Source organism: Celeribacter sp. SCSIO 80788 (assembly GCF_051054295.1).
Lineage (GTDB): Bacteria > Pseudomonadota > Alphaproteobacteria > Rhodobacterales > Rhodobacteraceae > Celeribacter.
On sequence record NZ_CP150482.1, the window covers coordinates 3,531,812 to 3,558,649 of the forward strand.

Here is a 26,838-nt window from a genome sequence, read left to right on the forward strand (position 1 = left end):
GCCACCGCTCGCAAATGGCCGTCATCGGACCTGCCTTTGAGCCGAAGCCAGAGCGCACAAGAGACCTTCAGGAGGGGACAATGGCACTCGATTTGACTGCATCGGACAACGCCCTGCCACGGCGGGCGATGAAAGCGGAAATGCTGGACGCGGAGACGGAAACGCAGCTGGCGCGGGCGTGGCGGGATCAGCGTGACGAAGAGGCGCTGCACCGGTTGATTACGGCCTATATGCGGTTGGCGATCTCGACGGCTGCGAAGTTTAAACGTTACGGCGCGCCGATGAACGATCTCATTCAGGAGGCGGGTCTTGGCCTGATGAAGGCCGCGGAGAAGTTCGATCCGGATCGTGGTGTGCGGTTTTCGACCTATGCGGTGTGGTGGATCAAGGCCTCGGTGCAGGATTACGTCATGCGCAACTGGTCGCTGGTGCGTACCGGCTCCACCTCGGCGCAGAAATCGCTGTTCTTCAACATGCGTCGGGTTCAGGCGCGTCTCGAACGAGAAGCCATGGCGCAGGGTGCGGCGCTCGACCGCGATCAGCTCTTGCAGATGATCGCCATGGATCTCGGCGTGCCGCTCAGAGATGTCGAGATGATGGACGGGCGCCTGTCCGGCTCCGATTTCTCGCTGAACGCCCAACAGTCCGGTGACGAGGAAGGGCGTGAGTGGATCGAAACCCTTGCCGACGAGGGCGAAACCACCGCCGAAATGGTCGGCGAGGCGCATGATCAGGCGCAGCTCAAGATTTGGCTCGGCGAGGCGATGGACACGCTGAGCGAACGCGAACGTTTCATCTTGCGGGAACGCAAGCTGGCGGATGAACCGCGCACGCTGGAAAGCCTCGGTGAGGAATTGTCCCTGTCGAAGGAACGGGTACGGCAGCTTGAGGCGGGTGCCTTGCAGAAAATGCGCACGATCCTTGAAGCCAACCGGCACGAAGTTCACAATTTCCTCTCATGAAAAAGCCCTTTGCCTTTGTGGCTATTTTGGCCGCAGGCCCCGCTGCGTCGGAACAGATTGTCTCGGAAGCGCTTGATGCGTTGGCTCCGGCGGATGTCGTGATCCTCGGAGAAATCCACGACAACCCCGTTCACCATGCGCATCAGGCACGTGCGGTCTCGGCCTTGGCGCCCAAGGCGCTGGTCTTTGAGATGCTCAGCCGGGAGCAAGCCGCACGCATCACTCCGGAATTGCGGCAGAATGAGGAAGCTCTGGCACAGGCTCTGGACTGGGACAGTTCCGGCTGGCCCGATTTTTCCATGTATTACCCGGTTTTTGCCGCAAGCGGCACCGCCCCGGTCTATGGCGCCGCTTTGCCGCGTGAGGCGGTGCGGGCAGCGTTTTCCGAAGGGGCGGCTCAGGTCTTTGGGGATGAGGCGGTTCGGTACGGACTCAACAGTGCCCTGCCCGAGGAGATGCAGGCCACGCGTGAAACGCTTCAGTTCGAGGCGCATTGTTCCGCGATGCCGAGGGAGATGATGGCGGGCATGGTCGAGGCGCAGCGGCTGCGCGACGCAGGCTTTTCCCGTACCGTGATCGAGGCGCTCGAAGCAACCGGTGGGCCCGTCGCGGTGATCACCGGCAATGGGCATGCGCGTAACGACTGGGGCATGCCTGCCACGCTGTCGCTTGTCGCGCCGGAGCTTCGTATTCTGTCCATAGGCCAGTTGGAAACGATCCCTGAAGAGACACCGCCCTATGATCTTTGGCTTGTGACCGCACCGGTCGAGCGCGACGATCCCTGTGCGGGATTTGCGATGCCCTCCGAAAACAATTCCGAAGACAATTCCGAAGACAAGGGCTGAGGATTGTCTCAGGCCGGGGCTTGGCTTAGAACCGATCTGCCCGGCGTTGAGATCGGGCAACCGGCTTGAGGGAGAGCTGTCATGCTGAACGGACGAACCATCCTGCTGATCATCGGCGGAGGCATTGCCGCGTTCAAGTCGCTCGACCTGATCCGGCGTCTGCGCGAAGAAGGCGTGCGCGTGGTGCCGGTTCTGACCAAGGCCGCTGAAGAGTTCGTCACGCCGCTGTCGGTCTCCGCACTGGCCGCCGAGAAGGTCTATCGCGATCTCTTCGATCTCACCGACGAGGCGGAAATGGGGCATATCGAACTGTCTCGCGCCGCCGACCTGGTCGTCGTTTCTCCCGCCACGGCCGATCTTCTGGGCAAGATGGCCGGGGGGCTGGCCAACGATCTGGCCTCGACCCTTCTGATGGCAACGGACAAGCCCGTTTTGGTTGCGCCCGCGATGAATGTGCGGATGTGGGAACATCCCGCCTGCCAACGCAATGTCGCGACGCTCAAGGGGGACGGGGTGCTGTTCGTCGGCCCCGAAGAGGGCAATATGGCCTGTGGCGAGTTCGGTCCCGGGCGTCTGTCGGAAACCCCGGACATCATCACCGCCATTCGTGCCGCGCTGACCGACGGGCCTTTGAAAGGCAAGCACATCCTTGTCACCTCGGGTCCGACCCATGAGCCGATCGACCCGGTGCGCTATATCGCCAACCGCTCCTCGGGAGCACAGGGCACGGCGATTGCCGTGGCCCTTCGTGATCTGGGCGCCGATGTGAGTTTCGTCACGGGACCCGCCGATGTGCCGCCACCGCGAGGGGTGCGGGTGATCCCGGTGGAAACCGCTCGCGAAATGAAAGCGGCAGTTGAGGCGGCTCTGCCCGCTGAGGCGGCCGTGTTCGCCGCGGCTGTTGCGGATTGGCGCGTGGCCGCCGAGAGCGGATCGAAGATTAAGAAAGAACAGGGAAAGCTGCCGGTTTTGGAGTTTTCCGAAAATCCGGACATTCTGGCCGGAGTGAGCCAAATGGCGGAAGGCCGTCCACGACTGGTTGTGGGATTTGCCGCCGAGACCGACGATGTGATTGCGCATGCGACTGCGAAACGCAAACGCAAGGGCTGCGACTGGATCGTTGCCAATGATGTCTCTCCTGCCACAGGGATCATGGGGGGGGCGGAAAACGCCGTGACCCTGATCACGGAGCGCGGTGCCGATGAGTGGCCGCGCATGGGCAAGGATGAGGTGGCACGCCAGCTTGCCTATCGCATTGCTGATCATCTGAACGACACTTGAGAAATTGAGCGAAAAAAACATGACTGTACCGATCAAAATCCAATGGCTCGAGGGAGCCGACTCCGAAATCAAGCTGCCGTCCTATGAGACCGAACACGCGGCGGGCGGCGATGTGCGCGCGAATTTTCCGCCGGAGATGCGCGAGGCGGGCGTTGTTCTTGCGCCGGGCGCGCGGGCGCTGATCCCGACGGGCTTCGCGATGGAAATCCCGCCCGGTTATGAGGTTCAGGTGCGGCCCCGTTCCGGGCTGGCGCTCAAGCATGGGATTTCCATGGTCAATACGCCGGGTACGATTGACGCGGATTATCGCGGGCCGGTGGGGATTTTGCTGATCAACCACGGACAGGAGGCGTTCCATGTCACCCATGGCGAACGCATCGGCCAGATGATCGTCGCCCCTGTCGTGCAGGGGGATTACACTGTGGTCGAAAGCCTCACCGACACCGCGCGGGGCGCGGGCGGGTTTGGTTCGACGGGTCGCAAATGACCGGTCGCGCATGAGCTATTTCCTGATCATCGCTGCGGTGCTTTGGGGCATCGGTTGGCTGACCGGCGCGCCGATGCGCGCGCGGTGGGCGATGATCGGGGTGCTTTATCTTGCCGTCATTTTGGCGCTGAGCGTTTTGCCGGAGGGACATGCGCTGCGGGTGAGCTTGGGCGGGTCTCTGGGGGAATGGCTTTTGGTCGGGGCTCTGGCGGTGATCGTCATGGCCTATCGCGCCGGGCTTCGGGCGCTGCGGCGCCGTGTGCAAATGCCGCCGCCTGAGGAGAAGAGCGACAGCTTCCGCCCCGCAGAGCTCGAGCGTTACATGCGCCACATTCTGTTGCGCGAGATCGGCGGTCCGGGGCAGCGGAAGTTGAAAGACGCCAAGGTCTTGGTGATCGGTGCCGGTGGCCTCGGTGCGCCCGTGCTGGAATATCTGGCGGCCTCGGGCGTGGGCGTCATCGGGGTGATCGACCCGGATGTTGTCGAGGCGTCGAACCTTCAACGGCAGGTGATCCATACGGATGCCCACCTGGGCCAGCCCAAGGTGTTTTCCGCCTCCGAAGCAATGACCGCGCAGAACCCGTTCATCGAGGTTCGCCCCTATCATCGCGCGTTCGATGAGAGCGCGATGGATCTGGTGGCCGAGTACGATCTGGTGCTGGACGGGACGGATAATTTCGACACGCGCTATCTTGTCAATCGCGCCTGTGTGACCCATGGCAAAACCTTGATCTCTGCGGCGATCACGCAATGGGAAGGTCAAATCAGCACCTATAAATCCCAAGAAAATGGCCCCTGTTATCAATGTGTGTTCCCTGAGTGCCCTGCGCCGGGGATGGTGCCGAGCTGTGCTGAGGCGGGTGTCGCGGCCCCTTTGCCTGGGATTTTGGGGACGATGATGGCGATGGAGGCGGTGAAAGAACTCACCGGTGCCGGGCAGGGCCTTAAGGGGCGGCTCGTGATCCATGACGCGCTCTATGCCGAGACGCGCAGCATCGCGGTGAAAAAGCGGTCCGACTGTCCGATTTGCGGCGCCTAGGCCTTTTCCTTACCGCGCGCGAGGCATAGCTTTGTCGCCAAAGGAGACACGCATGACCAACGCTTACCTGTCCGAGTGGAACACGCCCTTCAACCTGCCGCCCTTCGCCGATCTGACCGATGCGGATGTCAAACCTGCCGTCGAGGCCGCGCTCGAAGAGGGGCGTGCGGCGATCAAGGCGATTGCGGAAAACCCCGAGGCACCGAGTTTCGCCAATACGATTGAGGCACTCGAAAAAGCCGATGCGACCCTGTCGAAGGTTTTGGGCGCGTTTTACGGCATGGCAGGCGCGGACACGAACGATGTGCGCGATGGGCTGATGCGCGATCTGTCTCCGGTTCTCTCGGCATATAGTTCGGAAATCACCGCCAATGAGGCGCTGTTCAACCGGATCGAAACGCTCTGGCAGGCGCATGAGACCCTTGATCTGACGGACGAACAACAGCGCGTGCTGATGCTGACCCGCCGCTCATTCGTGCGCTCCGGCGCGAAACTCGAAGGCGCAGAAAAAGACCGGATGGCGGCGATCAAATCGCGTCTGGCCAGCCTCGGGACGCAGTTTACGCAAAACCTTCTGGCCGATGAGCGGGAATGGTTCATGGAGCTGGAGGAGGCCGATCTCGAAGGTCTGCCGCAGTTCGTTGTCAATGCGGCGCATGCGGCGGGGGAAGAGAAGGGGGCGAAAGGGCCGGTGGTAACGCTGTCCCGGTCATTGATCACGCCCTTCCTGCAATTCTCGCCGCGTCGCGATCTGCGTGAAAAGGCTTTCCGGGCCTGGGCAGCGCGGGGCGAAAATGGCAACAAAAACGACAACCGCGAGATTGCGAAAGAGATTTTGGAGCTGCGCGAGGAGCGCGCCAAATTGCTCGGTTACGAGAGTTTCGCGGCCTACAAGCTCGAAACCGAAATGGCCAAAACGCCGGAGCATGTCCGCGATCTTTTGATGCGGGTCTGGACGCCCGCGAAAGACGCGGCTAAGCGGGACGGTGCGATCCTCGCGGCGATGATGGCCGAGGACGGCATCAACGGCGATCTGGAGCCTTGGGACTGGCGCTATTATTCGGCGATCCGGCGCAAGGCAGAGCACGATCTCGATGAGGCCGAACTCAAGCCCTATCTGCAACTCGAACGGATGATCGAGGCGGCCTTTGCCTGTGCCAATCGGCTGTTTGGGCTGGAATTCGACCCGCTCGATGTGACGACATATCACCCGGATGCGCGGGCTTGGAATGTCACCCGGAATGGCAAACATATCGCCGTTTTCATCGGCGATTATTTCGCGCGCGGGTCGAAACGGTCGGGCGCGTGGTGTACCGCGATGCGCAGCCAGCAAAAGCTCATGGGCGACATCCGTCCCATTGTTCTGAACGTGTGCAATTTTGCCAAACCGTCGAAAGGCGAAGCGGCTTTGCTGTCCTATGATGATGCGCGCACCTTGTTCCACGAATTCGGCCATGCGCTGCATCAGATGCTCTCGGATGTGACCTACGAGTCAATCTCCGGCACATCCGTGGCCCGCGACTTCGTCGAACTGCCCTCGCAGCTTTATGAGCACTGGCTCGAAGTGCCCGAGGTGCTGGAAGAATTCGCGACCCATGCCAAAACCGGCGAATCGATGCCGCGCGACATGTTGGAGCGCCTTTTGGCCGCGCAAACCTATGATCAGGGGTTCGCGACCGTGGAATATGTGGCCTCGGCGCTGGTCGATCTGGATTTCCATGACGGTCCCGCCCCGAAAGACCCGATGGCGGCACAGGCGGCGACGCTTAAACGCATCGGTCTGCCGCATGCCATCACCATGCGCCACGCCACGCCGCATTTCTCGCACGTCTTCTCGGGCGACGGCTACAGCTCGGGTTACTACAGCTACATGTGGTCGGAGGTGATGGACGCGGATGCGTTTGAGGCTTTCGAGGAAACCTCGCCTTTCGATCCCGCCATGGCGAAAAGCCTTGAAGAGAACATCCTGTCCAAAGGCGGCTCCCAAGATGCCGAAGCGCTTTACAAAGCCTTCCGTGGCCGGATGCCCGGCGTTGAGGCGCTGCTCAAGGGGCGAGGACTTCTGGTCGCCGAATAAGGCTTTTCTGATGGTCTCAATACTCAAATGCGAGGCGGTCAATCCGCCTCGCCCGCGACATCCTTGTGAATGATCACTTCGGCATTGGGATAGGCTTCGAGGATGGCGCGTTTCAGCCCGGCCGAGATTGCATGCGCCTCGCGCAGGGTCTGGTCGCCGTTGACCTCGATATGGATGTTGACGAAAGGTTTCGACCCGGCCATGCGGGTTTTCAGGTCGTGATAGGCATAGACGCCGGGGAAGTGCTTTGCCATGTCGCCGATCTCGTCGACCATGTCTTGCGGCGCGGCCCGGTCCATCAACGCGTCCCAAGCGCTTTTGCCGATGTTGAGCGCGCCGACCAGCAAAATCGCCGCCGCCCCGAGCGCGACCACGCTGTCGAGCCGGTCGAAGCCAAAGGCGGAGGAGGCCAGCAGCGCGGCAATCGCGCCGATATTGGGCACGAGATCGCCCAGATAGTGCAGGCTATCGGCGGACACCACTTTCGATTGGGTCCGGCGTGCCACGTGTTTCTGCCAGAGCACCAGAGCAATGGTGAGGACAATCGAGAGGATCATCACGCCAACGCCGATGGCCTCGGAGGTCATTTCGGGGGGCGTGGGCGAGAGCATCCGGCGCACCGAGGTGACGGCGATCACCGTGCCCGAGACAAAGATGAAGATCGACTGGCCCAATGCCGCGAGATCCTCTGCGGAGGTATGCCCGAAGGTGTGATCCTCGTCGGGCGGCCGTGAGGCGTACCAGATCGCCAGCAACCCGCCCGAGGCCACCAGAAGGTCCATCGCACTGTCCGCCAGCGAGGCGGCGATCGACATGGAACCGGTCGCGCTCAGCGCCCAGATTTTCGCGATCACCAGAATGGTCGCGACACTGACAGAGGCGATCCCTGCCGAAAGATTCAGATGTTTGTCCTGCATGGGTCCGTCATGCCCCGGATCGCGGTCTTAGTCCAGCATCAGCTTGTCACGAATCCGCGCCCAGGCCAGTGTCGGAAAATTCTCTTTGGCGGGCTCAAGGCACTGGCGTTCGAGGAACCAGTGGAAATACCCCTCATAGTCGAAATCCCCCATGGTCTCGGGACCGAACTCGATCGCCGCCTTGAGATCTGCGACGTTTCGCGGCGTGAGCGTCGCGTGCCAGTAATCGCTTTTGCCACAGGTGATCACCGGTTTTTTCTGCATCAGCGCTTCGAAACCCGCAGACGAGTTCTGGGTGATCACGACATGTGCCGCTTCGATCAGATCGTGCAGCGAGGCATCCGACAGCTTCACATTCGGATGGTTCTCGCAGAATTCGAGGATCTGCCGCCGGCCTTGCTTGCTCTGATGCGGGTGGAGTTTGACGTAAACCAGCGCGTCCCGGTCGAATGTCGCCGCCGTGGCGATCATCTGTTCGGTGGTCAGATAGGCCGAGCCGGGCATCTGCGTTTCGCGGGGTTGGCAGAGGATCGTCGCGGTCGCCGGGCGCAGCGGCGCATCCATGCGCGGTTCCTGGCGGAGCTTGGAGACATTCTCGCGCAGCATGTAGCCGGTGACCCCGTTGAAGAAATATTCCGCCGCCTCGCGCCGCTCCGGATCGGGGCAATAATGCGCGAACCGCAGCGAGCTGTCCTTGCCATGGCCCAGCTCATCGAAATACCAGAAGCCCCAGAGATAGGACGGGTAGGCGTGCAGGATCGTCGGCCCGTACATCGCAGGCCCACCGACGATGATGTGGAAATGATCGGTTTCGAGGAGCGCGCGCGAGGTTCGTGTGTTGCCCTCGACCAGATAGGTCGTAAGCCCCTTGCTATCGAGAATTGGGGTCAGCCGCGTGAAGAAATCGTGCCGCCCCTGCGCGATGGCCTCATGCCAGCTGCCATAGCCGTGGATGACACAGGATTTGAGCCCGGCGGGAATGTTGCGGGCGGCGAGAGGGGACTTGATTTGCTCCATCGGAGTTACTCCAGAATTTCATCCGGGCGTACCCCCCAGAGTCCGGATTTCAACGCCCAGCCTTTCTGCCCGTCGGCTGAGACCTTGCACCATGAGACATCACATTCGAGAAGGCGCAGGATGACGTTTTTCTCCGCCTGCGCCGCCAATCGAGAGGTTGGATCGGGGCGGGAAAACAGGTCGATGCTGTCCTCGGTCACAAGCGCCGTGCGCACCCCGGAAATCAGGGAATAATGCAGCCATCCTGTCGCGCCCTCGATGTCGCGCACCCGCCGCCAATGGCCGTATTCGGCTATGACCTCAAGAGGATAGCCGCGGTGGACAAAGACCCAGTCGATCCGGTGCGACAGCGACGGCCCGCGCCGGGCGTTGGCTTTGTCGCTCTTGAGCGAGACGAAACGCGGCAGGGGCAGGTTGGTCACCTGTCCACGGGTCGGATTGTCTGCGGCCTGTCCTGCAAGAGGGGTCATCACCACCATGCAGATCAGAGCCACCCGCATCAGGGCGCGTCCCGCAAGAAATCGACCACTGTTCACCATCGCCAACTCGATCTGCCGCCTACCCGATTTGCCCGTTCTGTGACAGGTCCGCATGAGACGCGCAGTGCGCCTGTCTTGCCCGATCTTATCCTTTACGCCTTGCCGGGATGCAATCGAGTTTGCCACTATGGGGTGGAAAAAGAAAGGGAGGGCGCAGTCATGGGGAATGTTACGGGCGAGAGTGGCGTCGGAACGGGCATGGACAAGAAGCGTCTCAAGGTCGTCGTCACGCGGGCCTTGCCGGAAGCGGTCGAAACCCGGATGACCGAGCTGTTCGATGTGGTGCTGAATCACGAGGATCGCAAACTCGACCGTGAGGCGCTGATCGCGGCCATGGGACGTGCGGATGTGCTGGTGCCCTGCGTCACCGACCGGATCGACGCCGAGATGCTGACGCAGGCCGGGCCGGGGTTGAAGCTCATCGCCAATTACGGTGCAGGGCTCGATCACATCGACGTGGCGGCGGCGCAGGCGCGCGGTATCATGGTGTCGAACACCCCTGATGTGGTGACGGAGGATACGGCGGACATGGTCATGGCGCTGATCCTCTCGGTCACCCGGCGCATTCCAGAGGGGCTTGCGATGATGCAATCCGGCGATTGGCAGGGTTGGGCACCGACGGCCTTTCTCGGCCAGCGTCTTGGCGGCAAGCGTCTCGGCATACTCGGCATGGGTCGGGTCGGTCAGGCGGTGGCGCGCCGGGCCAAGGCCTTTGGCCTGTCGGTGCATTACCACAACCGTCATCGTCTGCGCCCGGAGAGCGAAGCGGCGCTTGAGGCGACCTGGTGGGACAGTTTGGATCAGATGCTGTCGCGCATCGACATTCTCTCGATCAACAGCCCGCACACGCCCGCGACCTATCATCTGATTAATGCCCGGCGGCTCAAACTGATGAAACCCACGGCGGTGATCGTCAACACCTCGCGCGGCGAGGTGATCGACGAAAACGCCCTGACGCGGGGTCTCAGAGCGGGAGAGATCGGCGGCGCGGGGCTCGATGTGTTCGAGCACGGGCATCAGATCAACCCAAGGCTCCGGGCGCTGCCGAACGTGGTGCTTTTGCCGCATATGGGGTCGGCGACCGTGGAAGGGCGGATCGAGATGGGCGAGCGGGTGATGCTCAACATCTGCAATTTCCGCAATGGCGTGCGCCCGCCGGACATGGTCGTGCCTGAGATGTTGTAAAGCGCCCGGGTTTCACCGGCTCGCAACCATTTCGGGCCAAGCTGCGTTGACGGTCTGAAGACAAATGCAGTGAAACCCGAAAGGACAGATCATGCGCTGGTCCAGCATCGAAGACAAATGGTTCCGGTTCAAAGCCAAGGCCAAACAGGAATGGGGTGCGCTCAGCGACGCCCAACTCGAAGAGATCGCGGGGGACCGTGACCGTCTCGAACGCGCGATTGCCGTTACATATGGCAAAGCCCCGGACGAGGTCCGGTTCGATGTGTCGAGCTGGAAAGAGCGGGTTGCTGCCGCCTGAGGACTTATTCGGAACTTGTCGCCGGGGTGGGGCGTTTTCTTTTCAGACACTGAAAGGAGGCCCCCGATGAATTGGGACCAAGTTCAAGGCAAATGGAAAGAAATGAAAGGCCGCATTCGTGAGGAATGGGGCGCATTGACCGACGACGATCTGGCGGAGGCCGAGGGCAACCGCGAACAGCTCGAAGGCAAGATTCAACAGCGCTACGGCAAGACGAAGGAAGAGGCCCGCAAGGCCGTGAACGATTTTATCGACAAGCTCTGAACGTAGACCGGAAAACGCGCCCCTCAGGGCGCGTTTTTTCTCGGTATCGCTTCAGTGATCGCGCTGATCCTTGATGAACGTGCCGTTGTTCAACTCATTGAACGCCTGCATCAACTCCTCACGCGTGTTCATCACGATCGGCCCGTGCCAAGCGACCGGTTCCTTGAGCGGCTGCCCTGAGATCAGTAGAAACCGCACGCCCTCCGGCCCGCTGTTCACCACGATCTCATTGCCCGTGTCGAAATTGACCAGCGTCCGATTACCGGACATATCGCGGATATTGACCTCTTCGCCATTCACCTCTTTCTCGACCCGCACACCATAGGGTTTGGACGCATCGCGAAAAGACGCGCTTCCGGCAAAGATATAGGCAAAGGTGTTCGCGTAGGTATCGACCGGCAGAACCTTGCGCGTGTTCGGCGGCACAGACACATCAAGATAAAGCGGATCGGCGGCGATCCCGTCGACCGGCCCACGCTGGCCCCAGAAAGATCCCGTGACGATCTTCACCTTGGTGCCGTCGTCGTCAATGATCTCGGGAATATCGCTGCCCTGGATGTCCTGATAGCGCGGGGCGGTCATTTTCAGCGAGGAGGGCAGGTTGGCCCAAAGCTGAAACCCGTGCATCTTGCCCGCCGCATTCCCGCGCGGCATTTCCTGATGCATGATGCCGGAGCCTGCCGTCATCCATTGCACGGAGCCTTTGCCCAGTACCCCCTTGTTGCCAAGGCTGTCGCCATGCTCGACCTCGCCGCCCAAGACATAGGTGATCGTCTCGATCCCGCGATGCGGATGCCAGGGGAAGCCCTTTTCATAGAACCGCGGGTCGTCGTTGCGGAAGTCGTCGAACAAGAGAAACGGATCGAACTCGCGCGGCTTGTGGAACCCAAAGGCGCGATAGAGATGCACGCCCGCACCTTCGAGTGTGTATTGACCTTCAGAGGTCGCTTTGACGGGACGAAATGTCATGATGAGACTCCTGTGTCTGCTGTTGCCTTATCATGTGGGTATTCCTGTGTGTGCGTAAATAGGTCTGGATGAACGGGGTCTGTGTTTTGGCGCACCTTTTTCGGGGCCTCCATGTGGCGGGACACTTGGAAACACATATCTGATTTCATGAATTATTGTGCGAAAATAGTCTTAAAATATCCATGTCTGTGCACAAAACATCGGAGGGGTATCAGCCAATACCTCCCACTGATTTGACTTGCCGGGAGTGGCTGCACATCCTGCGCCTCGGGAGGAAAGAGCCACATGCGCGGAGGATAAAACGCATGTGTCTCGCAAAACGCATCTGAAGAGAAACCGGCTTGCGACACCTGTCTGAGAACGGGGCAAGCCGATCAAAACGCTGGCATGCACTGTCTGTCATCTGACTGCACGGGTCGATGAACTGTCGTCCTGTGGACGGCGGGCGGGGGCGGCTTGCGGGTTCAAAGGGAGGAGAAACCATGGAAAGTTTATTTCGGCAAATCGGCCGCATTCCGGGAGCGTTGATGATCGTTCCCCTGTTTCTGGGAGCGGTGTTCACCACATTTGCCCCGGCCACACTCGAGATCGGCAGCTTCACCACAGCTCTGTTCAAAACCGGCGCAGCGCCGCTGATCGGTCTGTTCTTCGTCTGTGTCGGCTCGCAGATCGACGTGCGTGCCGCCCTGCCCGCCGTGGAAAAGGGCATTGTGCTTTTGCTGGCGAAATACGGCGTGGCCGTGGCGGTGGGGCTGGGGGTCGCGTTCCTGACACCCGACGGGACGCTTTGGGGCCTTTTGCCTCTGGCGATCATTGCCGCCATGTCGAACTCGAATGGTTCTCTGTTTGTGGCGCTGACCAGCCAGTTCGGCAACAGCAGCGACAAGGGCGCGATCTCGATCCTGTCGATCAACGACGGGCCGTTCCTGACCATGATCGCACTGGGTGCGGCGGGTCTGGCCGAATTCCCGGCCATGGCGCTGTTTTCTGCGATTTTCCCGATGCTTCTGGGCTTTGTCATCGGCAACACCAGCCCGACCGCACGGGCTTTCCTGGCTCCGGGCGAAAAGATCATCATCCCCTTTGCGGCCTTTGCACTCGGCACCGGGATCAATTTCGGCGTGCTGTTGAATTCGGGGGCGATCGGTCTTTTGCTTGGTCTTGCGACCGTAGTGGTCTCCGGTGGGGCGGCGGTTCTGGCGCTTTACCTGTGGCACATTGTGCGCCGTCACCCGCGCCCGACCCGCAACCTGATTGCAGGGGCTTGTGAGGCCAGCACGGCGGGCAATGCGATTGCCACTCCTGCGGCTGTGGCGCTGATCGACCCGTCTCTGGCACCGATTCAGGGCATGGCGACGGCCCAGGTGGCCGCTGCGGTGGTCGCAACGGCGTTCACCATGCCTTTCGTTGTCGCATGGCTTTCGTCCTGGCAAAAACGCCGCGGTGTGAGCCCTGAAAACGAAGAGGCCATGTATGAAGGTGGCGAGACCACATTTGCGATGGCACCGCAGGAACCGAGCTGAACGACATATCCGGCGGGCTGTTTTCATGAACAGTCCGCCGAATCTTGGGCAGATACAACTGTCGGATGGCGGAACAGAAAGGCAGATCGGGAAGGATGGCCATGAAACGGTTTGAAGGAAAACGGGCAGTGATCACCGGCGCGGCACAGGGCATTGGCCAATGGGTGGCCGAGGGCATGGCGCGAGAGGGGGCGGAGGTTCTGATCGTCGACCGCTCGTCCGCCCGGGACGAGGTGGCCGCCGGGATTCTTGCGGAAGGCGGGCGTGCTCATGCGGCGGGGTTCGATCTCGAAACATGGGACGGCTGTCATGCCGCCATGGCGCATGCGGCGGAGCTTTTGGGCGGGATCGACATTCTGGTGAACAATGTCGGTGGCACGATCTGGGCGCAGCCGTTCGAACATTACGCGCCGCATCAGATCGACGCGGAGGTGCAGCGGTCGCTGTTTCCGACGCTTTATTGTTGCCGGGCCGTGCTCGACTACATGTTGCCCGCGGGGGCGGGAGTGATCGTCAATGTCAGCTCGATTGCAACCCGCAGCCTGCACAGGGTGCCCTATGCGGCGGCGAAGGGTGGCGTGAATGCGATCACCGCAAGCCTCGCGTGGGAAGTGGCGGAACGGGGTATTCGGGTGGTCGGGACGGCCCCCGGCGGGACCGAAGCGCCGCCCCGCATTGTGCCGCGCAATCCGAATGCGGAGCAGGATCAGCGCGCGGACTGGTATCAGACCATTGTCGACCAGACGGTGCAGTCGAGCCTGATGAAACGCTATGGCACGCTGGCGGAACAGGCTGCGCCCATTCTGTTTCTGGCCTCGGACGAGGCGTCTTACATCACCGGGGTGACGCTGCCGGTCGGGGGCGGTGATCTCGGCTAACAGGTTGTGACGCAAAATTTAAAGCGCCCCGAAGGGCGCTTTCTTTTATGTCATTTTGTTCATGTCTTGGAGCCGTAGACATTGTCTTTGGTCGGGAAGGCACGAGATTTGACGTCTTCGGCGTAAGACGCGATCGCATCTTCGATGGCCGCGCCGACCGCGCCGAATTTCTTGACGAATTTCGGCACCCAGTCGTTCAGGCCGAGCATGTCTTCCATCACCAGAATTTGCCCGTCGCAGGTTTTCGAGGCGCCGATGCCAATCGTCGGCACGTCGATGGCTTTGGTGATCTTATCCGCGAGGGGTTCGACCACGCCTTCGACCACCACGGCAAATGCCCCGGCCTCAGCGACGGCAATCGCGTCGTCGATGTGGAATTGCCAGTCGTCTTCGTCGCGACCCTGGGTCTTGAAACCGCCCATGATGTTCGTGGATTGCGGCGTCAGGCCGATATGGGCCATCACCGGAATGCCGCGTTCGGACAGGAATTTGATCGTCTCCGCCATGCGCGCGCCGCCTTCGAGTTTGACGGCCTGACATTGGGTTTCCTTCATGATCAGCGCGGCGTTGCGGAAGGCCTGCGAGGGGCTTTCCTCATAGGAGCCGAAGGGCATATCCACAACGACGAGCGCGCGTTTGGTGCCGCGCACCACCGCCTTGCCATGCATGATCATCAGTTCGAGCGACACGCCGACGGTGCTTTCCATGCCATGCATGACCATGCCGAGGCTGTCGCCGACCAGCAGGAAATCACAGTATTTTTCGGCAATTGCGGCGGTGTGCGCATGATAGGCGGTGAGCGAGACGATGGGATCGCCCCCCTTGCGCGCACGGATTTGCGGCACCGTCACGCGACGGATGGTTTCGGTATGTGACGACATGGCGTTTCCTCCTCACGCAGGGTTCGCGACCCTTTGGTCGATCAATAGCACATCGCCGAAACGCGCGGCCAGAAGGATCACCACGGGGGCGGTGATCGGACCGGGCACGTCGGCTAGGGTTTCGGCGTCGCGCACATCGACACTTTCGATTTTGGCGCGCGGTTCGCGGGCGATGAAATCACGGATTTCCTGCTCGAGATCGGGACCGGTGCGCCCGTCGGAGACCTCGTAATCGGCGAAGGCCAGCGCCTTGTTCAGCACCAGCGCGGCCTGCCGGTCTTCCGGCGTCAGGCGCACGTTGCGGGACGACATGGCGAGCCCGTCGACATCGCGTACGGTCGGTACGCCGGTGATCTCGATCGGCATGTCGAGATCGCGCACCATGGTCTTGATGACCTGAAGCTGCTGGTAATCTTTCTCGCCGAAAAACGCCTTGTCGGCGCCGGTGATGTTGAACAGCTTGGTCACCACGGTGCAGACGCCCTTGAAATGGCCGGGACGCAGCGCGCCCATCAGGACCTTGTCCAAGCCTTCTGTCAAAACCGTGGTTTGTTTCAGGGGATGATACATCTCTTCGACGGCGGGGCAGAACACGGCATCGACGCCCTCGGCCTCCAACATCTTGAAATCGCGGGCTTCATCGCGCGGGTAGGCGTCGAGATCGGCGGCCTCGCCGAATTGCGTCGGGTTGACGAAGATCGACACCACGACCCGCTCGGCATTGGCCTTGGCGGTGCGCACCAGCGTCATGTGACCCTCGTGCAGATAGCCCATGGTCGGCACCAGAGCGACGGTCTCGCCCGCCGCCTGAAAGGTTTTGACCGTGTCGCGGATGTCCTGTTTTGTCCGGCAGATTTTCAATGTCAGCCCTCCCGAAGCCTGCATTCGGGCGGAGACTACAAATTGCGCGGAGCGGCGTCCAGCGCATCCGTCCTGTGCGGTTTTGGCCATTTTTCCTTCGAATATCCGCAGGCTTTCCGCATTTCTGACAGGTTTCGCAGCCATTTTCGCAACGATCATACGTTATCGGCCGGGATTGTAACCGTGAGAATTCTTCTGAAAACACTGAGGCTTATGAGCTTTGCCGTCGGAATCGTTGTGGCTCTTCTGGCCTTTTTGCACTTCACGCAGGGAACGCCCGATACGATGCAAACGGTGGCTGAAAGCATTGCGACGACCAACAGCGTTCTGGGCGGTGGGCAGAAGGTGGATGTGGCTGAGGTCGCGTCGACCGTGCGTGTCCCGGCGCCGCAAAGTCTTGCCGAACTGGACCGGGTTGCGCAGGGGGAGAGTGCGGCGCTTGAGCTGCCCGCAGAGGTCGCAGAAGTGGCCGGGCCGCCGGAAGATGCAAGCATCGGGGAGCTTGGAATGTATTATTTCGAACGCCTCAGCGCCTGGCTGTTCGGCGAACGCGAACCGTCGGTCGAGGTGGGGTGTAAGACCCGCAGCGGGGGCAAGATCTGTTCGGTGTCGAACGGTTAAGACACAGACATCGGCATGAAAAACAGGCGCGGAGGGCCCCCCCTCACGCGCCTGTTTCATATGTGGTTGCCCCTAAAGGGATCAGCTTTTCGGAAGTCCCGTCTCGGCCAATTCGTCCCAGCATTCCAAGGCCTTGGCCGCATACATCAGGACCGGGCCGCCGCCCATCTGGACGTTCATGGCGAGCATTTCGGTGAGTTCTTCCCGGGTGCCGCCGTATTTCATCAAGGCCTCGACGTGAAAGCCGACACAGGGTTCGCAGCGCACGGCCACCGCGATGGCCGTGGCCAGAAGTTCCTTGGTTTTGTGATCCAGCGCATCGCCTTCGAGCGCCGCTTTCGACAGGGCACCGAAGCCTGCCGGGATATTCGCATTGGCCTTGTTCAGGGCCCGCAGCGCAGTGCGCATGCTCTCGTTCTTTTCAACCCAGGACATGAGGGTCTCCTTGTTCGCGTTTCTTCGATGGCAGTCTTTCGCACATGCAGCATGGCGGGACTTTGATCCCGGTCAAACATATTCTGATATGAATTCCGACGAACCCGGCATGACGTTGCGCGAATATGACAAAAGGCCCGCGCGGGATGCACGGGCCTCTTTTTTTCACTGTCGGATTTGCGTCGGATACCTGTCGGACTTTTGTCGGACCCTGATCCGCAGCGTGCCGAAGAGCGGGAGCGCTTATTGCGGGATCTCGCCGGTCAGACCTTCGATGTAGAAGTTCATACCCGCAAGCGTGCCGTCGTCGGCCACTTCGCCTTCGGCCAGCCAGGCAGAACCGTCCTGCTTGTTGATCGGGCCGGTGAACGGGTGGTATTCGCCCGAGGAGATGGAATCGCGCAGCGCTTCGGCGCCTGCTTTCACATCGTCCGGAACGGCGGAGGAAATCTCGCCGATGCCGACCATGCCCGCGCCGATACCGTCCCAAGTGTTGTCCGATTCCCAAGTGCCGTCGATCACGGCCTGAACGCGCTCGATGTAATAGGGCGCCCATTCGTCGATGATCGACGAGATGCGCGGCATCGGGCCGAACTCGGCCATGTCGGCGGCCTGACCGAAGGTGTAGACGTTACCCGCCTTCTGCGCGGTGATCTGCGGCGCGGTGGAGTCGGTGTGCTGAAGCACGACGTCGATGCCTTGGTCGATCATGGCTTGAGCCGCGTCGGCCTCTTTCGCCGGGTCGAACCAGGTGTTCAGCCAGACGACGGACATTTCAACGTCCGGGTTCTCTTTCTTGGCGTGCAGGAAGGAGGAGTTGATGCCGCGGATCACTTCCGGGATCGGGAAGGAGCCGATGTAACCGATTTTGTTCGACTTGGTCATGTGACCGGCGAGGTAGCCCTCGACCGCGCGGCCTTCGTAGAAGCGGGCGGAATAGACGCCGACGTTCGGCGCGGTTTTATAGCCGGTGGCGTGTTCGAATTTCACGTCCGGGAATTTGCCCGCGACGTTGATCGTCTGATCCATGTAGCCAAACGAGGTGGTGAAGATGATGTCGGCACCGGAAAGGGCCATCTGGGTCATCACGCGCTCGGCGTCGGGACCTTCGGGCACGCTTTCCTGTTCCACCAGCTCGACGGCATCGCCGAAATGCTCGGCCATGACCATGGCGGCCTCATGGTGGTGCTGCGACCAGCCGCCGTCGTTTTTCGGACCGACATAGATGAAGCCGACTTTCACCGCATCGGCGGCGAAGGACGGGAAGGCCGCGCCAAGCGCCAGAGCGGAAGCCGCGGCTGCGGTCAGCAGAGTTCTACGTTTCATGGAATATTCTCCCCTGTTGGAATATGTCCCCGTGAGGCTCACGAGGTGTGGAAAATCCGACCCAGCATCGCGGGTGCACTGGTGGCACCATGACGCCGGGCGGAAATGACGACAAGAACCAGAATGGTCGCAAGGAAAGGCGACATGGACAAAAGCTCCACCGGAACTTTCGCGCCCGCCGCCTGAAGGTTGAGTTGCAGCACGGTGATGCCGCCGAAGAGGTACGCGCCGATCAGCACACGGCCCGCCCGCCAGCTCGCAAAGACGACGATGGCCAGCGCGATCCAGCCGATCCCGGCGGTGATGCCGTCGGTCCATTGCGGCACGCGCACGAGGCTGATGTAGGCACCGCCCAAACCCGCCATGGCGCCGCCAAAGCCGATGGCGGCAAAGCGCACGGCCTTGACCTTGTAGCCAAGCGCATGGGCGGCAGCGTGGTTTTCGCCGACGGCGCGCAGGATGAGACCGGCACGGGTAAATTTCAGGAAGGCCCAGATCACCACGACCATGATCAGAGACAGGTAGACGATGGCGTCATGTTGGAAGACCACGGGGCCGAGGACCGGAATGCTTTCGAGCAGCGGAATGTGCAGGTCCGGCATGCGCGGCGGCGACATGCCCTGATAATTCTGGCCCAAGAGCGAGGCGAGGCCGGTGCCCAGAAGCGTGAGGGCGAGACCGGCGGGGACCTGCGTTGTCAGGAAAATCTGGGTCAGGAAACCGAAGAGCATGGAGAGTGCGGCTCCGCCCACAGCGGCGGCGATGAAACCCATGGTGGGGGATTGCGTTTCGATGGCGGCGATGAAGCCGCAGACCGCGCCGAAGATCATCATGCCCTCGACACCGAGGTTCAGGACGCCGGATTTCTCGGTGACCATTTCACCCAGAGCGGCGAGGAGGATCGGGGTCGAGGCCACCATGAGCGAGGCCATGAGGACGACGGGATTGATCGAGCCGAAATCCATTATGCGGTCTCCCGGTTGACGATGGTGACGCGGTAATTCACCACGAGGTCCATGGCGAGCAGGATCATCAGGAGCATGCCCTGAAACACCTGAATGGCGGCCGAGGGCAGGTCGAGCATGAATTGCGCGAGTTCTCCGCCGATGAAGGTCAGCGCCAGGAGGAGGCCTGCGAGCAGGATGCCGATCGGGTTGAGGCGTCCGAGGAAGGCGACGATGATGGCGGTGAAACCATAGCCCGCGCCGAAGTCGATGGAGATCTGACCGGCGGGACCGGTGACCTCGAAGAGGCCCGCGAGACCGGCGAGCGCGCCCGCCGTGCCGAGGCAGAAGACGACGAGGAGCTTGTCTTTCACGCCTGCGAACCGGGCGGCACGGGGGCTTTCGCCGGTGAGACGGATTTGATAGCCGAGCATGTGTTTGTTTAGCAGAACATAGGCGGCGACCACGGCGCCAAGGGCTGCGACGACGCCCCAATGCGCGCCTGTGCCGGGGATCAGTTCTGGGTTCGAAAGCCACGGGATCTGGCTCATGTTGCGCGATCCGGGGAAGCCGTTGCCTTCGGGATTGCGCAGGAAGCCGAGGGCGGCGGAGGCGAGGATTTGTTCGGCGACATAGACCAGCATCAGCGAGACGAGGATCTCGTTGGTGTTGAAGCGGGTCTTGAGGAGCGCCGGGATCATCGCCCAGAGGAAACCGCCGATGGCGCCCGCAATGACCATGAGCGGGAAAATCCACCAGGCATCGAGCGGGTACAGCGCGAGGCCGACGGAGGCGCCCGCGATGGCGCCCATGATATACTGGCCCTCGGCGCCGATGTTCCAGATGCCCGCCTTGAACCCCAGCGAGAGGCCGATGGCGATGAGGATCAGCGGACCGGCCTTGACCAGAAGTTGGGGCCGGGAATAGGCGGCGAATTGGTCGTTAAAGAGCGGGTCCCAGAAGATCGTGCGGATGGCCGCGACCGGGTCCTTGCCGAGCGCGGCAAAGAGCAACCCGCCGAGGATCATCGTCAGGATGACCGCGAGAACGGGGGTCGCGAGGGTCCAGAATTTCGAGGGTTCGGGGCGTTTGACGATTTTGAACATTGGGGCGCTCATCCGGCCACCTCCGTGTCTTGCGTCGCGTCTTGCGTCGTCTCCGCCGCGTGCATGTCATGTGCGCCGCCCATCATCAGGCCGATCTCGTCGACGGTCAGGCCCTTGGCGGGACGCGGCGCGGTCAGCGCACCCTCGTTGAGGGCGGCGAAATGGTCGGAAATTTCCATCAGCTCGTCGAGGTCCTGCGAAATCACGATGAGACCCGCGCCCTTCGCGGCGAGATCAAGGAGCGCCTGACGGATCGCCGCGGCGGCGGAGGCATCGACGCCCCAGGTCGGCTGGTTCACCACGAGAACCTTCGGGTCCTGCAACACTTCGCGGCCGATGACGAATTTCTGGAGATTGCCGCCCGAAAGCGAACGCGCCGCCGAACCGGGGCCGGGGGTGCGGACGTCGAATGTCGCGATGATCTCTTTCGCGAAACTTTCGGTCTTTTTCCAGTTCAGGAAGTTGTTTTTCGTGAGCTTTTTGCGGATCGTTGCCGTGAGCGCGGTGTTCTCCGTCAGGCTCATATTGGGGGCGGCGGCGTGGCCGAGACGTTCCTCCGGGGCGGCCAGAAGACCGATTTTGCGCCGGGCGTTGGGGCCCATGTGGCTGACGTCCTGTTTGTCGAAAATCACGGACCCTTTGCCGGTTTTCGCCTCGCCCGACAGCACCGAGAGCAATTCGTCCTGCCCGTTGCCCGCAACCCCGCCGATGCCGAGAACCTCGCCCGCGCGGAGCCTAAGGGACACGTCCTTGAGCCGTGTGCCGAACGGGTTCGAGGGCACGAAATTCAGCCCCTGCACATCGAGCAGAACCTCGCCCGCCTCACCGCCTTCGCGCGTCGGCACATGCAGCGTCTGGCCGACCATCATCTCCGCCATTTCGCGGGCGGTGGTGGCTTTCGGATCGCAAATGCCGACCACCTTGCCCAGCCGGAGAATGGTCGCCCCGTCGCAGAGCGCGCGGATCTCTTCGAGCTTGTGCGAGATGTAGAGGATCGAGGTGCCTTCGGATTGCAGCTTGCGCAGGGTCTTGAACAGGATCTCGACCTCCTGCGGCGTCAGCACCGAAGTCGGCTCGTCCATGATCAGGAGCTTCGGGTCCTGCAACAGACAGCGGATGATCTCGACGCGCTGACGTTCGCCCGCCGAGAGGTCGCCGACGATGCGGTCGGGGTCCAGAGGCAGGCCGTAGTTTTCGGAGACCTCGCGGATGGAGGCGGCCAGATCGCTCATCTTCGGCGGGTTTTCCATGCCGAGCGCGACGTTTTCGGCGACGTTCAGCGCCTCGAACAGAGAGAAATGCTGAAACACCATGGCGACGCCGGCGGCGCGGGCGGCCTGCGGATTGGGCGGCGCATAGGAGCCTCCGCGCAGCTTCATAAAGCCCGCATCGGGTTTTTCCAGTCCGTAGATCATCTTGACGAGGGTCGATTTCCCGGCGCCGTTTTCACCCAGAAGCGCATGCACCTCTCCGGTGCCGATGGAAAAACTGACATCGTCATTGGCGCGCACGCCGGGATATTCGCGGGTCAGCCCCACGACTTTCAAAAGCTCCGTCACCCTGTCCGTTCCCCGTAAGATTCTGTGATCTTTCTCCCCGAGATTACTTGGGCGGCGACCCCGACCGCAATGGCTTGCGGATGTTTCCCAAGGTCAGGTTGCCCAATCGGACAGCAAATGCGGTCGATTTGAGCATCTGTGTGGCCCAGATCGCGCAACCGGCTGCGAAACCGCGCCCATTTCGTGCGCGATCCGATCAGACCGGCGAAGGCGAAGCCATGCGTGAGGGCGCGGTGGCACAGCTCCAGATCGAGCGCATGGGAATAGGTCAGGATCAGGTGCTCGGCCTCGGGGGGCGCATAGGCCATGAGGGCCTCGGGGTGTTCGGCGATCAGTTGCGTGACGCCCTCGGGAAGCGTGTCGGGGAAACGATTGGCCGCCGTGTCGACCCATGTGATCGCGAGATCGGGCAGCGGGGCGAGCGTCGCGACGATGGCGCGCCCGACATGGCCCGCGCCCCAGACCCACAAGGGCCGCGTGGCGCGGGTGATCGGTTCGACCATCCAGTCGCCATGGAGCTGCGGGAGGAGCACGCCTTGGGCGCGGGCGGTGGCGAGGGCCTTTTTCATCGAAAAGGGCATGTCGCCGGGGCCGCGGGCGAAGACATCTTCGGGGATCGCGGTCACGCTTTCAAAGACCTCGGTCAAAAGCGTTACCGCGCCACCGCAGCATTGACCCATGGCGGGGCCCAGCGGCAGGCGTTGCAGACGCGGCGCGTTGAAGGCGCGTTTTGCCGCTTCATATTCCAGCGTGCCACCGCCGATGGTGCCGGACTGGCCGACACCATTCGGGGTTTGCCAGACCAGCATGGCGGCCCCCACTTCGCGCGGGGTCGATCCCTGCACCTCGGCCACGACAACACGGGCGACGCGGCCATGTCGGGCGAGGGCTGAGACCAACGCGTCGCGATCGAAGCTCACGCTTTTGTCCTTTCGATGGCGGCGAGGCATTCCTCTGGCGTGGCGGGGGCGTTCAAGGCCGGGTAGTTCGGACCGCAAGCGGCGCAGGCGTCCGACAGCGCAAGGAAAGCGGAAATCCCCAGCATGAAGGGCGGCTCACCCACGGCTTTGGAGCGATAGATCGTCTCTTCGCGGTTGCGCCCATCCCACAGGTCCACATTGAACACGTCGGGCGCGTCCGAACAGGCGGGGATTTTATAGGTCGAAGGCGCGTGGGTTTTGAGCATGCCCTTGGCGTCCCAAACCAGTTCCTCGGTGGTGAGCCAGCCCGCGCCTTGGACATAGCCGCCTTCGATCTGGCCCTTGTCGAGCGCCGGGTTCAGCGAAGCGCCTGCGTCATGCAGGATGTCGGCGCGCAGAATGCGGTTTTCGCCGGTGAGCGTGTCGAGCGCGACCTCTGTTATGGCGATGCCATGGGAGAAGTAAAAGAACGGGCGACCTTTGCCCGCAATCCGGTCCCATTCGATTTTCGGCGTCTTGTAGAAGCCTGTCGAAGAGAGCGAAACGCGGTTCATATAGGCGAGGCTGATCAGGTCTTCGAAGGCCATTTCGTGGACGCCGAAATGCACCTTGCCCTTGGCCCATGTGACATCGCTTTCGCCGAAGCGTTCGAGGATGAAGACTTCGAGACGGGTGCGGATGCGGTCGCAGGCGTTTTTGACCGCCATGCCGTTGAGATCGGAACCCGAGGAGGCGGCGGTGGCGGAGGTGTTGGGGACTTTGGCGGTGTCGGTGGCGGTGATCTTCACCTTGTCCATCGAGACGCCGAATTCCTGTGCTGCCACTTGGGCGACCTTCTGGAACAGGCCTTGGCCCATTTCGGTGCCACCGTGGTTCAGATGGATCGAGCCGTCATTGTAAATATGAACGAGCGCGCCCGCCTGATTGAGGTGGGTGAGGGTGAAGGAGATACCGAACTTGACTGGGGAGACACCCAGTCCCTTTTTGATAATCGGGTTCTCATTGTTCCATTTTTCGATGGTCTTTTTGCGCGCGGCATAGTCGGACGTTTGCAGCAATTTCTCGGTCATGGCATGGAGGATGAAATCCTCGACCTCCTGACCATAGGGCGTGAGCTTGCCGCGCGGCGTCACCTGACCGCCCGCGGTTTGCGGGTGCGGGTCGAGATGTTCGATGCTGCCCAGAGAGGTGGGTTCGCCGTCGAGAGAGAGGACATGATCCTCGGGCAGACCATCCCCAGCGGTGGGAGTGACCATCTCGTCGTAATAGTTGATCTTGCGGATCTCTACGGGGTCTTTGCCCAGCGTGTGCGCGATGTGATCGACCACGCGTTCGATGCCCAAAACGCCCTGCGGCCCGCCAAAGCCGCGATAGGCGGTGTTGGATTGGGTGTTCATCTTGAGCCGGTGGCTTTCGATCCGGGCGTTGGGCAGGAAATAGGCGTTGTCGGCGTGGAGCATGGCGCGGTCGGCCACGGGCAGCGTCAGGTCCATCGACCAGCCGCCACGGGTGATTTGCAGGAAGTCGATGCCGAGAATGCGGCCCTCGTCGTCGAAGCCGCAGGTGTAGGAAATGCGGAAATCGTGACGCTTGCCGGTGAGGATCATATCGTCGTCGCGGTCATAGCGCATTTTGCAGGGCTTGCCGGTGTCGCGCGCGGCGATGGCGCAGGCGATGGCGAGCCAGTTGCCTTGGGATTCCTTGCCGCCGAACCCGCCCCCCATGCGGCGGGTTTCGACGCGGACGGCGTGCATCGGCACATGGAGCGCGTGGGCGACCTTGTGTTGGATTTCCGACGGGTGCTGGGTCGAGGAATGGACCAGCATGTCGCCGCCTTCCTGCGGGATCACGGCGGCGGCCTGACCTTCGAGATAGAAATGTTCCTGACCGCCCATCTCGAGCGTGCCTTCGATCTTGTGCGGGGCCTCGGCGATGGCCTTTGCCGCGTCACCGCAGCCGTAGATGCGGGGGCCGTCTTCGAACCGGCTGTCGGCCTCCATGGCGGCGTCATAATCGAGAAGCGCGGGGAGTTCGTTGTAGGTGATCTTACCGAGCTTGGCGGCCTTGCGGGCCGCGAGATGCGAGGTGGCGACGACGAGGAAGATCGGCTGGCCGATGAATTGGACCTCGCCGGAGGTGAGCAAAGGCTCGTCACCGAGAGAGGGCGAGCAATCCGGCACATGGCCGTGGAAATCCTCGGCGGTGTAGACGCGGACCACACCGGGGGCGGCGCGGACCGCAGAGAGGTCCATCGACGTGATTTCGCCATGGGCGACGGAGGACATGCCGAAGGCCAGATGCAGCGCACCGGCGGGGAGCGGGATGTCGTCGATATAGCGCGCCTGACCGGTCACATGGAGCTTGGCGGCGTCATGGGGAAGAGGGGAGCCAACAGACATTATGCGCCCTCCTTCACGGAAAGGACCGAGGTCGTCAGGCCTTGGCTTTCGGCGAAATAGCGTTTGAGCATGTTTTGCGCGCTCGTGAGACGATAGGCGGCGGAGGCGCGCATGTCGCTCATGGGGGTGTAATCCGTGGCGAAACCGGGCAGCGCGGCCTCGATGGTGTCCATGCTCCAAGGCTGGCCGATCAACGCGGCCTCGACAGTTTTGGCGCGCGCAGGCGTTCCGGCCATGCCGCCAAAGGCGATGCGCGCGGCGGCGATTTTGCCGTCCGAGACGGTGATGTTGAACGCACCGCAGACGGCGGAAATGTCCTGATCGAAGCGTTTCGAGAGCTTGTAAACCTTGAGGTCCTTGAGGCCGGATTTCGGGACGGTGATGCTTTCGACGAATTCGGACGCGCCGCGATCCTGTTTGCCATAGGCGATGAAGAAATCCTCAAGCGCGATGGTCCGGCGATCTTCGCCCTTGCGCAGCGTCAGGGACGCGCCTGCGGCGATCAGAGGCGGCGGGCTGTCGCCAATCGGGGAGCCGTTGGCGATATTGCCGCCAAGGGTGGCGGCGGCGCGCACCTGGGTGGAGGCGAAGCGGCGATACATTTCGGAGAGCGAGGCGGAATGCGGTTTGAACAGGGCGATGAGATCGGCGATGGGGGTCATCGCACCGATTTCGAATGCCTCCTCGGTCTCGGTGACGCCTTTGAGATCTTCGACGCCGTTGAGGAAGATCACCACGTCGAGATCGCGCATTTGTTTGGTGACCCAAAGCCCGACATCGGTCGCGCCCGCGATCAGCACGGCGTCGGGGCGGAGCGCATAGAGGCCCGCCAGCTCGTCGGAGCTTTCCGGCCGTTCGACGATGGCCGGGGCCGGGAAGGGGATGTGCTCCAGCTCTTCGGGGATCGGCGCGGATTCGAGTTTCTTCGCGGCGCGCAGGATCGGCGCATAGCCGGTGCAGCGGCAGAGATTGCCCGCAAGAACATCCTCATGATTGGTCTCGCCACGGGCATGCGCGGTGGCCAGAGACATGACGATGCCGGGGGTGCAAAAGCCGCATTGGCTGCCATGTTCTTCGATCATCGCGGTCTGTGCCGGGTGGAGCGTATCGCCTTTGGACAGGCCTTCGACCGTGATGACCGATTTGCCGTGCAGCTGCGGCAGGAAGAGAATGCAGGCGTTCAGAGGTTTCTTGCCGCTCTCGTCTTCCACCATCACGGTGCAGGCACCGCAATCGCCCTCGTTGCAGCCTTCTTTTGTGCCCGTCAGCCCGCGCGTTTCGCGCAGGTAATCGAGCAAGGTACGGGTCGGCGCGTCGCTTGCGGTGATAAGCTCGCCGTTCAGCCGAAAAGTGATCTCCATCGTCAGACCAGCCGCTTTCTTGTTCAAGACACGCGCCCGATGCGGCGGAAAGCGCGTGCGATTTCTGCAAGAAAACCGGGATAGAACGGCTTTTGCAAGGGATTCCAAGCGAAATCTGCTCAGGCTTTGTACTTTTGATCAAAA

26 protein-coding genes are annotated in these 26,838 nt (G+C 61.7%); 12 read left to right on the forward strand and 14 right to left on the reverse strand.

Going from position 1 to position 26,838, the window contains the following annotated elements; genetic code table 11:
* The first annotated feature begins 80 nt into the window (after nucleotides 1-80).
* From V1471_RS17750 to V1471_RS17775, 6 genes are all read left to right on the forward strand, one after another.
* Nucleotides 81-962, forward strand: a complete 882-nt coding sequence (locus tag V1471_RS17750) for an RNA polymerase factor sigma-32 (protein ID WP_434290512.1) — start codon at nucleotides 81-83, stop codon at nucleotides 960-962.
* Nucleotides 959-1,807 (forward strand): ChaN family lipoprotein, encoded by an 849-nt coding sequence (locus V1471_RS17755; RefSeq protein ID WP_434290514.1) that lies wholly within the window; start codon nucleotides 959-961, stop codon nucleotides 1,805-1,807. The genes V1471_RS17750 and V1471_RS17755 overlap by 4 nt, the downstream gene beginning before the upstream one ends.
* Before the next feature lie 81 nt (nucleotides 1,808-1,888).
* Nucleotides 1,889-3,088 (forward strand): bifunctional phosphopantothenoylcysteine decarboxylase/phosphopantothenate--cysteine ligase CoaBC, encoded by a 1,200-nt coding sequence (gene coaBC / locus V1471_RS17760; protein WP_434290516.1) that lies wholly within the window; start codon nucleotides 1,889-1,891, stop codon nucleotides 3,086-3,088.
* A 19-nt stretch (nucleotides 3,089-3,107) separates the two neighbouring features.
* Nucleotides 3,108-3,575 (forward strand): dUTP diphosphatase, encoded by a 468-nt coding sequence (gene dut, locus V1471_RS17765; protein ID WP_434290518.1) that lies wholly within the window; start codon nucleotides 3,108-3,110, stop codon nucleotides 3,573-3,575.
* Between the two features lie 10 nt (nucleotides 3,576-3,585).
* Nucleotides 3,586-4,614 carry a HesA/MoeB/ThiF family protein gene (locus V1471_RS17770; RefSeq protein WP_434290520.1) on the forward strand — a complete coding sequence of 343 codons (1,029 nt, stop codon included), beginning with the start codon at nucleotides 3,586-3,588 and terminating at the stop codon, nucleotides 4,612-4,614.
* A gap of 52 nt (nucleotides 4,615-4,666) precedes the next feature.
* Nucleotides 4,667-6,691, forward strand: coding sequence for a M3 family metallopeptidase (locus tag V1471_RS17775; RefSeq protein ID WP_434290522.1), 2,025 nt, complete (start codon nucleotides 4,667-4,669; stop codon nucleotides 6,689-6,691).
* Nucleotides 6,692-6,729: 38 nt separating this feature from the next.
* On the opposite strand, the gene V1471_RS17780 is transcribed toward V1471_RS17775, so the two are convergent.
* Genes V1471_RS17780 through V1471_RS17790 form a run of 3 tightly spaced genes read right to left on the reverse strand, consistent with a single transcriptional unit; the run spans nucleotide 6,730 to nucleotide 9,125 of the window.
* Nucleotides 6,730-7,608: a cation diffusion facilitator family transporter gene (locus tag V1471_RS17780; protein WP_434290524.1), complete on the reverse strand. Its 879-nt coding sequence runs from the start codon at nucleotides 7,606-7,608 to the stop codon at nucleotides 6,730-6,732.
* A 27-nt stretch (nucleotides 7,609-7,635) separates the two neighbouring features.
* Complete coding sequence (locus V1471_RS17785) at nucleotides 7,636-8,625, reverse strand: capsular polysaccharide export protein, LipB/KpsS family (protein WP_434290525.1); 990 nt, start codon at nucleotides 8,623-8,625, stop codon at nucleotides 7,636-7,638.
* Between the two features lie 5 nt (nucleotides 8,626-8,630).
* Nucleotides 8,631-9,125, reverse strand: a complete 495-nt coding sequence (locus V1471_RS17790) for an SH3 domain-containing protein (protein WP_434290973.1) — start codon at nucleotides 9,123-9,125, stop codon at nucleotides 8,631-8,633.
* Between the two features lie 237 nt (nucleotides 9,126-9,362).
* On the opposite strand from V1471_RS17790, the gene V1471_RS17795 reads away from it, so the two are divergent.
* From V1471_RS17795 to V1471_RS17805, 3 genes are all read left to right on the forward strand, one after another.
* Nucleotides 9,363-10,349, forward strand: a complete 987-nt coding sequence (locus tag V1471_RS17795; RefSeq protein ID WP_434290974.1) for a 2-hydroxyacid dehydrogenase — start codon at nucleotides 9,363-9,365, stop codon at nucleotides 10,347-10,349.
* A 91-nt stretch (nucleotides 10,350-10,440) separates the two neighbouring features.
* Complete coding sequence (locus V1471_RS17800; protein ID WP_434290527.1) at nucleotides 10,441-10,647, forward strand: CsbD family protein; 207 nt, start codon at nucleotides 10,441-10,443, stop codon at nucleotides 10,645-10,647.
* Nucleotides 10,648-10,713: 66 nt separating this feature from the next.
* Nucleotides 10,714-10,911 (forward strand): CsbD family protein, encoded by a 198-nt coding sequence (locus V1471_RS17805; protein ID WP_434290528.1) that lies wholly within the window; start codon nucleotides 10,714-10,716, stop codon nucleotides 10,909-10,911.
* A gap of 51 nt (nucleotides 10,912-10,962) precedes the next feature.
* Here V1471_RS17805 and V1471_RS17810 read toward each other — a convergent pair whose 3' ends face one another.
* Entirely contained in the window at nucleotides 10,963-11,880 is a 918-nt protein-coding gene (locus V1471_RS17810; RefSeq protein WP_434290529.1) for a pirin family protein, read from the reverse strand.
* A gap of 482 nt (nucleotides 11,881-12,362) precedes the next feature.
* Between V1471_RS17810 and V1471_RS17815 the strand changes: the two genes are divergently transcribed.
* Together V1471_RS17815 and benD are read left to right on the forward strand one after the other, a co-directional pair.
* Nucleotides 12,363-13,403 (forward strand): 2-keto-3-deoxygluconate permease, encoded by a 1,041-nt coding sequence (locus V1471_RS17815; RefSeq protein ID WP_434290530.1) that lies wholly within the window; start codon nucleotides 12,363-12,365, stop codon nucleotides 13,401-13,403.
* Between the two features lie 101 nt (nucleotides 13,404-13,504).
* Nucleotides 13,505-14,281: a benzoate diol dehydrogenase BenD gene (benD, locus tag V1471_RS17820; RefSeq protein WP_434290531.1), complete on the forward strand. Its 777-nt coding sequence runs from the start codon at nucleotides 13,505-13,507 to the stop codon at nucleotides 14,279-14,281.
* Between the two features lie 59 nt (nucleotides 14,282-14,340).
* Here benD and panB read toward each other — a convergent pair whose 3' ends face one another.
* Both panB and panC read right to left on the reverse strand, forming a co-directional pair.
* Nucleotides 14,341-15,162, reverse strand: coding sequence for a 3-methyl-2-oxobutanoate hydroxymethyltransferase (panB, locus tag V1471_RS17825; RefSeq protein WP_434290532.1), 822 nt, complete (start codon nucleotides 15,160-15,162; stop codon nucleotides 14,341-14,343).
* 12 nt (nucleotides 15,163-15,174) lie between these two features.
* Nucleotides 15,175-16,113 (reverse strand): pantoate--beta-alanine ligase, encoded by a 939-nt coding sequence (gene panC / locus V1471_RS17830; protein ID WP_434290534.1) that lies wholly within the window; start codon nucleotides 16,111-16,113, stop codon nucleotides 15,175-15,177.
* 93 nt (nucleotides 16,114-16,206) lie between these two features.
* Here panC and V1471_RS17835 point away from each other — a divergent pair, with 93 nt between their 5' ends.
* Complete coding sequence (locus V1471_RS17835) at nucleotides 16,207-16,644, forward strand: hypothetical protein (protein ID WP_434290536.1); 438 nt, start codon at nucleotides 16,207-16,209, stop codon at nucleotides 16,642-16,644.
* Between the two features lie 81 nt (nucleotides 16,645-16,725).
* Here V1471_RS17835 and V1471_RS17840 read toward each other — a convergent pair whose 3' ends face one another.
* The 8 genes from V1471_RS17840 to V1471_RS17875 form a co-directional block, all read right to left on the reverse strand.
* Complete coding sequence (locus V1471_RS17840; RefSeq protein ID WP_096805786.1) at nucleotides 16,726-17,079, reverse strand: carboxymuconolactone decarboxylase family protein; 354 nt, start codon at nucleotides 17,077-17,079, stop codon at nucleotides 16,726-16,728.
* Between the two features lie 243 nt (nucleotides 17,080-17,322).
* Nucleotides 17,323-18,405, reverse strand: a complete 1,083-nt coding sequence (locus tag V1471_RS17845) for a BMP family ABC transporter substrate-binding protein (RefSeq protein WP_434290538.1) — start codon at nucleotides 18,403-18,405, stop codon at nucleotides 17,323-17,325.
* Nucleotides 18,406-18,443: 38 nt separating this feature from the next.
* Nucleotides 18,444-19,370: an ABC transporter permease gene (locus V1471_RS17850; protein WP_434290539.1), complete on the reverse strand. Its 927-nt coding sequence runs from the start codon at nucleotides 19,368-19,370 to the stop codon at nucleotides 18,444-18,446.
* The gene (locus tag V1471_RS17855) at nucleotides 19,370-20,455 is read right to left on the reverse strand and encodes an ABC transporter permease (protein WP_434290975.1); all 1,086 of its coding nucleotides are present in this window, start codon (nucleotides 20,453-20,455) and stop codon (nucleotides 19,370-19,372) included. The genes V1471_RS17850 and V1471_RS17855 overlap by 1 nt, the downstream gene beginning before the upstream one ends.
* 8 nt (nucleotides 20,456-20,463) lie before the next feature.
* Nucleotides 20,464-22,014 carry an ABC transporter ATP-binding protein gene (locus V1471_RS17860; protein ID WP_434290541.1) on the reverse strand — a complete coding sequence of 517 codons (1,551 nt, stop codon included), beginning with the start codon at nucleotides 22,012-22,014 and terminating at the stop codon, nucleotides 20,464-20,466.
* Complete coding sequence (gene xdhC, locus V1471_RS17865; RefSeq protein WP_434290542.1) at nucleotides 22,011-22,934, reverse strand: xanthine dehydrogenase accessory protein XdhC; 924 nt, start codon at nucleotides 22,932-22,934, stop codon at nucleotides 22,011-22,013. The genes V1471_RS17860 and xdhC overlap by 4 nt, the downstream gene beginning before the upstream one ends.
* Nucleotides 22,931-25,333: a xanthine dehydrogenase molybdopterin binding subunit gene (gene xdhB / locus V1471_RS17870; RefSeq protein WP_434290543.1), complete on the reverse strand. Its 2,403-nt coding sequence runs from the start codon at nucleotides 25,331-25,333 to the stop codon at nucleotides 22,931-22,933. Before xdhB ends, xdhC begins: the two co-directional genes overlap by 4 nt.
* Nucleotides 25,333-26,694, reverse strand: coding sequence for a xanthine dehydrogenase small subunit (locus tag V1471_RS17875; protein ID WP_434290976.1), 1,362 nt, complete (start codon nucleotides 26,692-26,694; stop codon nucleotides 25,333-25,335). Before V1471_RS17875 ends, xdhB begins: the two co-directional genes overlap by 1 nt.
* Between the last annotated feature and the right edge of the window lie 144 nt (nucleotides 26,695-26,838).

Bases quoted from the DNA above. Each gene is read 5' to 3' on its own strand.
- V1471_RS17750 (WP_434290512.1), top strand. From the start codon at position 81: ATGGCACTCGATTTGACTGCATCGGACAACGCCCTGCCACGGCGGGCG.
- V1471_RS17755 (WP_434290514.1), top strand. From the start codon at position 959: ATGAAAAAGCCCTTTGCCTTTGTGGCTATTTTGGCCGCAGGCCCCGCT.
- coaBC (WP_434290516.1), top strand. From the start codon at position 1,889: ATGCTGAACGGACGAACCATCCTGCTGATCATCGGCGGAGGCATTGCC.
- dut (WP_434290518.1), top strand. From the start codon at position 3,108: ATGACTGTACCGATCAAAATCCAATGGCTCGAGGGAGCCGACTCCGAA.
- V1471_RS17770 (WP_434290520.1), top strand. From the start codon at position 3,586: ATGAGCTATTTCCTGATCATCGCTGCGGTGCTTTGGGGCATCGGTTGG.
- V1471_RS17775 (WP_434290522.1), top strand. From the start codon at position 4,667: ATGACCAACGCTTACCTGTCCGAGTGGAACACGCCCTTCAACCTGCCG.
- V1471_RS17780 (WP_434290524.1), bottom strand. From the start codon at position 7,608: ATGCAGGACAAACATCTGAATCTTTCGGCAGGGATCGCCTCTGTCAGT.
- V1471_RS17785 (WP_434290525.1), bottom strand. From the start codon at position 8,625: ATGGAGCAAATCAAGTCCCCTCTCGCCGCCCGCAACATTCCCGCCGGG.
- V1471_RS17790 (WP_434290973.1), bottom strand. From the start codon at position 9,125: ATGCGGGTGGCTCTGATCTGCATGGTGGTGATGACCCCTCTTGCAGGA.
- V1471_RS17795 (WP_434290974.1), top strand. From the start codon at position 9,363: ATGGACAAGAAGCGTCTCAAGGTCGTCGTCACGCGGGCCTTGCCGGAA.
- V1471_RS17800 (WP_434290527.1), top strand. From the start codon at position 10,441: ATGCGCTGGTCCAGCATCGAAGACAAATGGTTCCGGTTCAAAGCCAAG.
- V1471_RS17805 (WP_434290528.1), top strand. From the start codon at position 10,714: ATGAATTGGGACCAAGTTCAAGGCAAATGGAAAGAAATGAAAGGCCGC.
- V1471_RS17810 (WP_434290529.1), bottom strand. From the start codon at position 11,880: ATGACATTTCGTCCCGTCAAAGCGACCTCTGAAGGTCAATACACACTC.
- V1471_RS17815 (WP_434290530.1), top strand. From the start codon at position 12,363: ATGGAAAGTTTATTTCGGCAAATCGGCCGCATTCCGGGAGCGTTGATG.
- benD (WP_434290531.1), top strand. From the start codon at position 13,505: ATGAAACGGTTTGAAGGAAAACGGGCAGTGATCACCGGCGCGGCACAG.
- panB (WP_434290532.1), bottom strand. From the start codon at position 15,162: ATGTCGTCACATACCGAAACCATCCGTCGCGTGACGGTGCCGCAAATC.
- panC (WP_434290534.1), bottom strand. From the start codon at position 16,113: ATGGCCAAAACCGCACAGGACGGATGCGCTGGACGCCGCTCCGCGCAA.
- V1471_RS17840 (WP_096805786.1), bottom strand. From the start codon at position 17,079: ATGTCCTGGGTTGAAAAGAACGAGAGCATGCGCACTGCGCTGCGGGCC.
- V1471_RS17845 (WP_434290538.1), bottom strand. From the start codon at position 18,405: ATGAAACGTAGAACTCTGCTGACCGCAGCCGCGGCTTCCGCTCTGGCG.
- V1471_RS17850 (WP_434290539.1), bottom strand. From the start codon at position 19,370: ATGGATTTCGGCTCGATCAATCCCGTCGTCCTCATGGCCTCGCTCATG.
- V1471_RS17855 (WP_434290975.1), bottom strand. From the start codon at position 20,455: ATGTTCAAAATCGTCAAACGCCCCGAACCCTCGAAATTCTGGACCCTC.
- xdhB (WP_434290543.1), bottom strand. From the start codon at position 25,333: ATGTCTGTTGGCTCCCCTCTTCCCCATGACGCCGCCAAGCTCCATGTG.
- V1471_RS17875 (WP_434290976.1), bottom strand. From the start codon at position 26,694: ATGGAGATCACTTTTCGGCTGAACGGCGAGCTTATCACCGCAAGCGAC.